The 9,571-nt window shown below is 38.1% G+C and carries 9 protein-coding genes; 3 read left to right on the top strand and 6 right to left on the bottom strand.

What is annotated here, in order from left to right; translation table 11 throughout:
- Nucleotides 1–57: 57 nt before the first annotated feature.
- A complete protein-coding gene (locus GQR46_RS11110; RefSeq protein WP_165740978.1) occupies nucleotides 58–1,137 on the bottom strand; it encodes a mechanosensitive ion channel family protein in 1,080 nt (359 codons plus the stop codon).
- 117 nt (nucleotides 1,138–1,254) lie between these two features.
- On the opposite strand from GQR46_RS11110, the gene GQR46_RS11115 reads away from it, so the two are divergent.
- Nucleotides 1,255–2,208, top strand: a complete 954-nt coding sequence (locus GQR46_RS11115; RefSeq protein WP_007582878.1) for a YihY/virulence factor BrkB family protein — start codon at nucleotides 1,255–1,257, stop codon at nucleotides 2,206–2,208.
- Between the two features lie 3 nt (nucleotides 2,209–2,211).
- Here the strand turns inward: GQR46_RS11115 and GQR46_RS11120 are convergent, their stop codons facing one another.
- Nucleotides 2,212–3,099, bottom strand: coding sequence for a LysR family transcriptional regulator (locus tag GQR46_RS11120; RefSeq protein ID WP_165740979.1), 888 nt, complete (start codon nucleotides 3,097–3,099; stop codon nucleotides 2,212–2,214).
- Between the two features lie 89 nt (nucleotides 3,100–3,188).
- A complete protein-coding gene (locus tag GQR46_RS11125) occupies nucleotides 3,189–6,293 on the bottom strand; it encodes an EAL domain-containing protein (protein ID WP_165740980.1) in 3,105 nt (1,034 codons plus the stop codon).
- A 201-nt stretch (nucleotides 6,294–6,494) separates the two neighbouring features.
- Between GQR46_RS11125 and GQR46_RS11130 the strand changes: the two genes are divergently transcribed.
- Both GQR46_RS11130 and GQR46_RS11135 read left to right on the top strand, forming a co-directional pair.
- Entirely contained in the window at nucleotides 6,495–7,337 is an 843-nt protein-coding gene (locus tag GQR46_RS11130; RefSeq protein ID WP_165727684.1) for a pirin family protein, read from the top strand.
- A gap of 21 nt (nucleotides 7,338–7,358) precedes the next feature.
- Nucleotides 7,359–8,333 (top strand): glutathione S-transferase family protein, encoded by a 975-nt coding sequence (locus tag GQR46_RS11135; protein WP_165740981.1) that lies wholly within the window; start codon nucleotides 7,359–7,361, stop codon nucleotides 8,331–8,333.
- A gap of 3 nt (nucleotides 8,334–8,336) precedes the next feature.
- Here the strand turns inward: GQR46_RS11135 and GQR46_RS11140 are convergent, their stop codons facing one another.
- The 3 genes from GQR46_RS11140 to GQR46_RS11150 are packed head-to-tail and all read right to left on the bottom strand — an operon-like array spanning nucleotide 8,337 to nucleotide 9,381.
- Nucleotides 8,337–8,579: a hypothetical protein gene (locus GQR46_RS11140; protein ID WP_007582895.1), complete on the bottom strand. Its 243-nt coding sequence runs from the start codon at nucleotides 8,577–8,579 to the stop codon at nucleotides 8,337–8,339.
- Nucleotides 8,580–8,589: 10 nt separating this feature from the next.
- Nucleotides 8,590–9,036: a hypothetical protein gene (locus tag GQR46_RS11145; RefSeq protein ID WP_024590208.1), complete on the bottom strand. Its 447-nt coding sequence runs from the start codon at nucleotides 9,034–9,036 to the stop codon at nucleotides 8,590–8,592.
- Between the two features lie 6 nt (nucleotides 9,037–9,042).
- Entirely contained in the window at nucleotides 9,043–9,381 is a 339-nt protein-coding gene (locus GQR46_RS11150) for a hypothetical protein (RefSeq protein WP_007582901.1), read from the bottom strand.
- Nucleotides 9,382–9,571: the final 190 nt, after the last annotated feature.

The raw sequence follows: 9,571 nt of genomic DNA on the forward strand, positions 1-9,571 counted from the left end.
AGTTAACGCTGCGGGCTTTTTTGCGTTTAAATTTTAGTTAATACAATTTAAGCGTTATTAAATAATATTTTTCCCTTGTTCTGGATCGCGAGATTGCTCTGCTTGTTCACGTATTTCGTCGGTATCACTACTTACATCATCAAGCGTTTTAGTTTGCTCAACAGTTTCACTTTTTTCGCTTTGTATTTGCGATGGTTGTTTTTCCTCTAAGCTAGAAGCATTTTCATTAGTGTCGGTGAGTATAATTCTCTCTCGTGCGTCATCAGGCATGCTGATTTTTTGTTTAGTGAACTCATTTACTAATTCGCGCATAAGTTGTGAGCCTACTTTTAATGGGCTGTGCTGCTCGCTATTAACCCAAAAATACAAAACGAAGTTAATAGTAGATGAGCCTAAGTTTTTTATTAAAACCTGCGCGGGTGGGTCGCTAAGTACTGCATTTTGTTGATTGGCAATATCTAGGGCGAGGGTTTGTGCGCTGCGTATATCGTTATCGTAGCCAATACCAATTTCTACTTTGCCGCGCATTTTTGGATTGGCAGTCAGGTTTTTAATGGTATTTTTATATACAGTCGCATTAGGTATTTGAATATGATTGCCATCGTAATCAACAAGTGTGGTTGCTCTTGCTGTTACTTTTTTAACAATACCTAATCGGCCATCCACTTCAATTACATCGTCAATTTTAAAAGGTCTTTGTACGCTCAGTAATAAACTGGCAATAAAGTTCTCTGCTATGTCTCTAAAAGCAAAGCCGAGTATTAAACCTATCAACCCAGTCCCACTCATAATAGCAACGGCAAACTGAGTAAGCCCTGCTAAACGTAAAAATAAATATACCCCAAATAAAATTATTAGGGTGCTTATGCTGCGCCTTATAACTAGGTGAACAAGCTTGCTGTCAGTCATATAGTCAATGGGTTTGATTAGTAATCTAGAAAGTGGTCCTGAAATTAAGTAACTGAGTACTAAAAGCATTATGCCGAGTAAAATAGTGGGTAATATTTGCGCTGTTACGTGAAGTAATTGCACGCCTTGCTCATAAAAGAAATTCCACGAAAGTGTATCAACTTTGATCACGTCAGTTATTGGTGTTGTATTATTTAGCGCTACACTGCTTTTTAGGGTACCGAGCATGGCTTATCTTCCGTGTTAGAGTCACTTATAGATAAATATTAGCAAGTTTGGTACCAAACGCTTATAACTTGGCAAATATTTTGCTGTAGTAACGTAATACAAATATTGAGGTTTAGAATGAAAGAAGCTAAACGAGGACAGCAAGCAGAGCAGCCTGCACATATCCCTTTTATAGGTTGGTGGGATATTGTTAAACGTATTTTTAAGCAAATGAGTGAAGATAACTTATCTATAGTGGCAGCCGGTGTGGCATTTTATGCGTTACTTGCTATTTTTCCAGCCATTGCGGCGATGGTATCAGTGTATGCGTACTTTTCATCCCCAACAGATATAAGTGAGCACTTAAGTAAAATAGTTACTTTGCTTCCACCAAGCACCAGTGAACTGATTTTATCTCAGGTTTCTAGCCTTGCTAAAACATCAAGTGCAAGCTTGAGCTTAAGTGCAATTGGTACGCTCATACTTACTATTTGGAGTAGTTCAAAGGGCAGCCAAGCACTTATTACTGCATGTAATATTAGTTATCGTGAATATGAAAAACGCTCATTTTTTCAGGCTCAACTAGTGCGCTTTTTATTTTCGGTAGGAGCGATTGTAGTCGCAATTTTTGCGCTATTAATTATTGGTATTTTACCTATTGTACTTAATTTAGTGGGACTAAAAGAAAGTATAGATTTATTAATTAAACTCATTTCTTGGCCATTATTGGCTTTTACCTTTAATTTTGCATTGGTACTTTTATATCGTTATGCCCCACATCGTAAACCTGCTAAATGGCGTTGGATCACAATGGGGTCGTCTATTGCTACCGTGCTGTGGATTTTAGCATCTATAGGTTTTTCATTTTATGTGTCGCGTTTTTCTAGTTACAACGAAACGTATGGCTCACTAGGTGGTGTAGTGATTATGCTGATGTGGTTGTATATCAGCGCTTATATAATCACATTAGGTGCTGTTATTAATGCAGCTACTGAGCAGCAAACAGGTAAAGATAGCACTGTAGGGCCGGCTAAAGAGCGTGGGCAGCGAGGCGCCTATGTAGCAGATCACCTCGATGTAAAAAATGAATAGCTATTAATTAGCTAAATTAGTAAGTGCAGTAATTTGCTCTTTAAACTCTTGTGCTGCAGGACCAAGCCTGTCGTTGTCGTTGCACATTAAATATAAATTAAGAGTGCGGGTTGTACCTTGGTCTAAATTAAGTGCAATGAGGGTTTTATCTTCAATTAAATGTGCAATTTGTGTTTTTGGCAGCCAAGCGTAACCTAAATTTTGGCTAACCATATCAATAGAGTTACGTAAGTGGCTTACTGTCCAGCGCATATCTGCACCTAACCAGCCTTCATTGTGACTGGTGTGGGTTGCTGAATCGCGAACTACTATTTGTCTATGTAGCTTTAAATCACGAAAGTTGAGTTGTTCAGTATGTTGTTGTAATACATGGTCTTTATGCGCAACCGCTATAAACTCTATATCGCATAACGTACTGCAACTAATTCCATAGATAGGAATTGATGAAATAGCTAAATCAACCACTGAGTTATGTAATAATTCGTTTGCACCTGTTAGCACGCTTTCTACTAAATCAATTTTTAAAAGAGGGTAAAGCTCACTCGTTTTAGCAAGTGCTTGATATAAAATAGCGTGTGGAAAAACCTCATCAACAGCTATTTTTAATGTGCTTTCCACGCCTTCGCTTAGTGTACTTGCTACCGATTCTATTTTAGTCGCTTCCTCAATTAAAAACTCGGCTCTGCGTAAAATCAGCTTACCGCTATCGGTTAAAAATGCTTTACGGCCTTTTACTTCAAGCAACTTAATTTGCAAGGCGGCTTCAAGTTTTTGCACAGCATGGTGTACGGTTGACTGACTTTTATGTACAGCTGCGCTTGCGCCTGCAAACCCGCCATGATCCACTACCGCTTTAAACATTCGCCATTGCTCTAATGTTGCTTTTGCCATTTTTAAATCCTGCTACTACTTTATATCTGATTGCTTAACTTGACCGCGCAGACGCATTATTTATTGCGTAACAGTGATTTTTTGTCTATTTATTTTAATAAAGCTACTTTTTTATCAGCTAGAAGTGCCATAAAACTGCTTTTATTTAAAGGTCTTGAAAATAAATAACCTTGACCGTAATCGCATCCTGCTTCAAGTAGTAGCTGCATTTGTAATTTAGTTTCAATTCCTTCGGCGATTACTTTTAAGCCCAACTGATGCGCCATAACAATGATGGCTTCACACAATGCAAGTTCTTGGCTGCCTACTTGAATATTATCAACAAAACGTTTATCTATTTTTAAATAGTCGGTGTCCATTTCTTGTAAGTAAGCGAGCGACGAATACCCGGTACCAAAATCATCAAGAGCAAGCTGCATACCTGATTTTACTATTTCTTTTAGGCGTCTTTGCGTAAGTGCTTCAGGGTTAACCATTAAGCCTTCAGTTATTTCTGCGACAATTGACGAAGCAGGCAGCTTTGCTGCTTTTAGCATATCGTACCATTCATCTATGCCACTCTCTGGCGTGGATAATTGCACTGGCGATACGTTTACACTTATTTGAAAAGTATCATCGGTTAGTGTTTTTATATCGTTAAGTGTTTGCAAAGCTTGGGCAAATACAAATTGACCAATTGCATTTATTTGCCTGGTTTCTTCAGCAAGTGGGATAAATGCGATAGGGCTAATTAGGCCTTTTTCGGGATGTTGCCAACGAATAAGCGCTTCAGCTTTATGAATATGTAAATCATTTAAAGCAACTATGGGCTGATAAAATAACTCAAACTGTTCAAGTTCTATGGCACTTCGTAAGTCTTTTAATAGCACCATGCGCGCGTGTGCATATTCGCGCATGTCAGCAGAGAAAAACTCAAAACAGTTACGACCATTACTTTTTGCTTTATACATAGCCTGATCGGCTGCCTTTAAAAGCTGTTCAGTATTTTCACCATCATTAGGAGCGCAAGCAATGCCTATGCTTGCACTAATAAATAACTCTTCGTTTTCAAGATGCAAAGCTGACGATAGACTAAGTAAAATATTACTCGCAATTTGATTAATATGGCGCGTACTTTTAATGTGACTAAATACAATAACAAACTCATCTCCCCCAATTCGTGCCACAAACTCAGCATTTTTTGCCGACTGGACTATACGCTGAGATACGAGTTTTAATAAGTTATCGCCATAGTGATGGCCTAATGTGTCATTAATATCTTTAAAGTGATCAATATCTAAAAGCATGACAACCAATTGATTATCTGGAGTAACAACATTTGAAAATCGTTGATTTAATCGCTCCTTTAATTCTAAACGATTTGGTAAGTCAGTTAGGTGATCAAAATGAGCTTGTCGCCAAATGGTTTCATCAGCTTGTTTTTTTTCTGTGAGGTCTGTGAATATCGCGATACGACGAATAGGTGCGTTGTTTGTATCATAAATAGTATCGATTGTGAGCCACTCAGAATAAAGCTGCCCGTTTTTTTTACGGTTAATAACCTCGCCTTGCCAGCGGCCTGTTTGCTGTAATTCAGACCACATTTTATTGTAAAAATTCTTATCATGTTTTCCTGATGAAAGAATTGAAGAGGACCGGCCAATTACTTCTTCTTTACTATATAAAGTCGTTTTGCAAAATGCAGGATTTACATCAAATATGATACCCGTTGGATCGGTGATTGCCATGCCTTCACTACTGTTGTTATACACTAGTGAGGCAAGGTGGAGTGCTTCTTCATTTACTTTTCGTTGTGTTATATCTCGTAGTACAACAACGTATTCATTTTTACTTTGCATTGCGCTAATACGTGCTTCAAAGCTGCGTTTAGGATCTGATTTTTCGAGTGTGAATTCTAAATTACTCGAAACATCAAGTTTAGATAACTGCGATAACAAAAGCTGAACATTGCTGTGTGAAAGTATTGATGATAAATGAGGTACTACAGTGCTGTTAGGATTTACTTGAGGCTTAAACTGTCCTGTTATGTTGAGAATATCGCCATGGATGTTAATTCTAACGTAACTATCGGGCAGAGTATTAAGCAAGCTAGTAAGCTCATCATGCTTGTTTTTTAAATTAGCTTCAGCTGTTAACCGAGTTTGCGCCATTGATTTAAAACGCTGATAGAGAGTATTTAGCTCTGGATTATTGGGTTGTATTTTTTGTGAGGGCATCTCGCCCTTAGCCAATACGTTTGTTGCATTTGTTAGATTATTAATTGGGTCAATAATGCTGGTTTTAAGTAGTTTACGTGCAATTAAACACAGTATCAGCAGCGATAAAATAAACACACCAATCGCTATAAAAAAATTATTATTTATTTGCTTTAAAGCATGCGTAACAGGAAGTGCGATATGTATATTTAAGCTGTTATTACTCGGATCGCTGTAAATAACAGAGTGGTGAAGCATTCGGGCTTCACCTTCAATAGATTTTATTTTTGTTGATGCCTCATTATTAATCGAAGAATCAGTTGCTAATAAAGTCTGTGCAATATTATCGCCAAGCGTGGCCGCTGTAGGTGGATAACGCGCTAAAATTTTTCCGTTAGAATCAGCAATTGCAGCAATAGAGCCTGGCGGAAGTTCAATGTCATTAAAAGCATTGTTCCACCAGTCAAGCGCAACAACGATAACTACAACGCCCTGAATTACATTTTTTTTATTAATAATAGGTAACGCAAAATTAAGGGTGTTTTTTTGCAGACTTCGGTCGTGCTGAAAATAACCTACCGACAATTGGTTACTTTTTAAGGCGTTTTGGAAATACGCCCGATCGGCAATATTAATTGTTTTGGCTAACCCGCTTGTTGTACATATAACAATGCCATTTGGATCTATAATCCCGATATTGGCAACATGTGCGTAAATAGATCTAAATTGATTAAAATAATTAGGGCAGGTCGTTGCTAAATTTTCTTTCTTACTTTCCTCTTTAGCCAAATAACGCGCTAAACGGTCAATATCATCGACTAAGTACTTTTGCTGTAAAATTAATTGCTTAGCAATATTTTCTACTTTTTTTTCACTTTGCTCAATAGAGTGATCGCGTTCAAGCAGCAGTGTAAAAATAATTACAGCGGTGCCCGGAATACTTAGCAATATAAGTAAACGATAAAGCTGATGTTTGAGAGAATAAGTAAAAATAACCATTCCTTAGTTTTGTATTTTGCAATAACAATTGTAGCCAAATTCACTCCAAATAACCATAGTAATTATAAGGTTGAAAATGTAACCAATGAATCATTATAGTTCTATTTTTTGGAATGTTAAGGTCGATTTAAAGACATAGTTGTTTTGTTTAATGGATGATTTAATAACCCCATAAACTTATTCTTTAGAGTGAATTAATAAATGAAAATATCAAAAATACTTACAGCTTATGCAACTCAAGATGGCGATGGTGTGAGTATTAGCCGTATACCTGGGTTTGATGGTAAATATTTAGATCCCTTTTTAATGATTGATGAACTTAAGTCAGACGACAAAAAAGATTATATGGGAGGCTTTCCTGAGCATCCGCACCGAGGTATTGAAACGTTTACTTATATTCTAAAAGGTGGCTTTGAACATCGTGACCAAATGGGTAACAGAGAAGCAATTAAAGCAGGTGATGTGCAATGGATGAGTACAGGGCGCGGCGTCATGCACAGTGAAATGCCACTCGCTGATGCTGTTGACGGTTTGCATGGCTTTCAAATTTGGATAAACATGCCAAGTGCAGAAAAAATGCGTGATTCACGTTATCAAGATACTACAAAGAATCCAGCTCCGAGTTTTACTAACACACAAGGTGTGACGTTAAAAGCACTGGCGGGATCGTGGCAGTTTGAAAGTGAAACGCTTACAAGCGCTCTGCAGAGTTTAGCTGCCAATGCGGCGCTTGCTGATATTACATTACCTGCTGGTAAAAGCATGAATTTAGAACCTATTAGCCAACAAAAAGTAATGCTTTATATTCATAGCGGCTCACTAATAATGAGCGACAATCAAACAATACCAGCGGGTAAGTTACTTATTTTGGAACCAGGGAGTGACATTAATATTAGCTCTGAGCACGGCGCTGGTGTTTTGGTTTTAGCTGGCGATCCACTTAATCAGCCGATTGCTCATATGGGGCCGTTTGTAATGACGACTCAAGCTGAAGTACAGCAAGCAGTGCGTGATTATCAAAACGGCGAGTTTGGCAAAATTTAACGGTATTTTTAGGAGAGTTTTATGGGATTATTAGTTAACGGTCAATGGCAAGATAAATGGTACGACACTGATTCAAGTAATGGTAAGTTTGAGCGCGAGGCGGCGCAGTTACGTCACTGGATAACTGTTGATGGTAGCGCTGGAATAACGGGCGAGGCCGGTTTTAAAGCTCAAGCGAACAGGTATCATTTATATGTGTCACTTGCGTGTCCTTGGGCGCATCGAACGCTTATATTTAGAGCATTAAAAGGGTTACAAGATTTAATTACGGTGTCGGTTGTTAGTCCTGATATGCTTAATAGTGGTTGGGCTTTTGATACGCAAAACCACAGTACTGGTGATGCTTTATTTAATAGTAACTACTTACATCAAGTTTATACAAAAAATAATCCAAAGTACTCCGGTCGAGTAACCGTTCCCGTATTGTGGGATAAAAAGCTCAATAAAATTGTCAGTAATGAGTCTGCCGATATTATACGTATGTTCAATAGTGCGTTTAATGAGTTAACAGGTAATAACGATGACTACTACCCTGAGGCGCTGCAACCAAAAATTGATGAATTAAACGCGTTGATTTATCCAAGTATAAATAATGGTGTTTATCGTACAGGGTTCGCAACAACTCAGGATGCGTATGAAGAGGCATTTAATGATGTATTTAAAGCACTCGATACAGTAGAGGGGATACTGAGAAAGCAGCGTTATTTAGCCACAAATGAACTCACAGAGGCAGATTGGCGATTATTCACCACTCTCATTCGGTTTGATAGTGTGTACGTTGGTCACTTTAAATGTAATTTACGCACAATTGAAAGCTATCCTGCACTGAGCGGATACCTCAGAGAGCTATATCAGGTTAAGGGAGTAGCAGAGACAGTTGATTTTTACCACATTAAACGTCATTACTATTTTAGCCATACAATGATCAATCCAACACAAGTTGTGCCAAATGGCCCAAGTGTTGATTACTTATCTGATCACGGTAGAAATGTTTAGCGTTTAAGCAAACAGCCTAACAAGCCAGCCGTATTTTCTTACCAAGCTGGTTTCGCCTTTCCCTGCTTGTACAGCTGCGCCGGCTAAAAAGGCACTTGTTAGTCCCACTTTAGTTGCGGCAAAACGCTTTAGTCTATATTGAAACGCTGCATGATGTTGGCGTTTTAACTCACTGCGCGTATCCATTTGCTTACTCAGAGCATCAACGTTTTCATTAGGTGCTTTAATTAAGTAGTTAACCAACATATTAATTTCCTTATAAGTTAAACAGTTGTTTTAAGCTTTTAAGTGTTTTACTAAAGCCAATTTTATTGCTTAGGTAAACCGTATTTTTCCAAAGCCATGCTAAACAAGCAACTTGCAGCAAAGTAGCTGTTGCAATACTTAGCCATACTGACCCAAAAAGATCGTATACACCGTATCCAACAGCACCTAGAAATCCTGCCCACAACAAAACCAAACCACTGGCAAAACAGCCTAAAAATATAGTGATCAATGCAAGCGATCTAAGCGATAACCGCCATTCAGCTTTAGCAAGCTGATGGGTGATCTTTCCTTGAGTTTGGTAATCATCCTTGAGCTGCTTAGAGTACTCTAAAAGCTTTGCAATATGATCTTGCCAATCGTCCTTTTGGCTCTGCTGCTCAGTTGTTTGGTTTTGCGCTTCACCATCCTTGGCTGCGCTTGTTTGTGGGTTATTCATCACTGATTACTTACGACGAAATAGTGATGTAATCAGCATACCCGCAGCAAAAGCAATACCCGCGGTTGCTAATGGATTTTCAGAAGCAAATGCACGGGTTTTAGCTGTACATTCACTTAACTTTTCGCGTGCAATAAGTTGTTTTTCGCTTAATGCATCTGCTGAACTCGAAGCGCCTTTACGAACACTGCTTTCAGCTGTTGCTGCTTTGCTAGAAAGTGCATCTACCGCATCGTGCGCTGCTGATGTTGCTTTCTCTGTAAGAGGTGATTCAGTATTTGTTAGTTTAACGTCAGGCTTAACATCTGAAGTTGTGTTTGGTTTCGTATTTGTTGCAGTAGCCATAATCAATCCTTAATAAGTTAAAAATTTAAATAGTGATTTAGATGATGCAATGATTAAACCAAAACTGTTATTTATTTTAAGTTGTTGAGTTTATTGGTTTTTATTGTTTGCATGTAACTTTTCATATTTGGTAATTTAAAGTAAACAGTAACTATTACTACACGGTTAGGTAAATTTTACAAAGGGAGTA

The organism is Pseudoalteromonas sp. Z1A6 (genome assembly GCF_011378745.1).
Taxonomy (GTDB): domain Bacteria; phylum Pseudomonadota; class Gammaproteobacteria; order Enterobacterales; family Alteromonadaceae; genus Pseudoalteromonas; species Pseudoalteromonas arctica.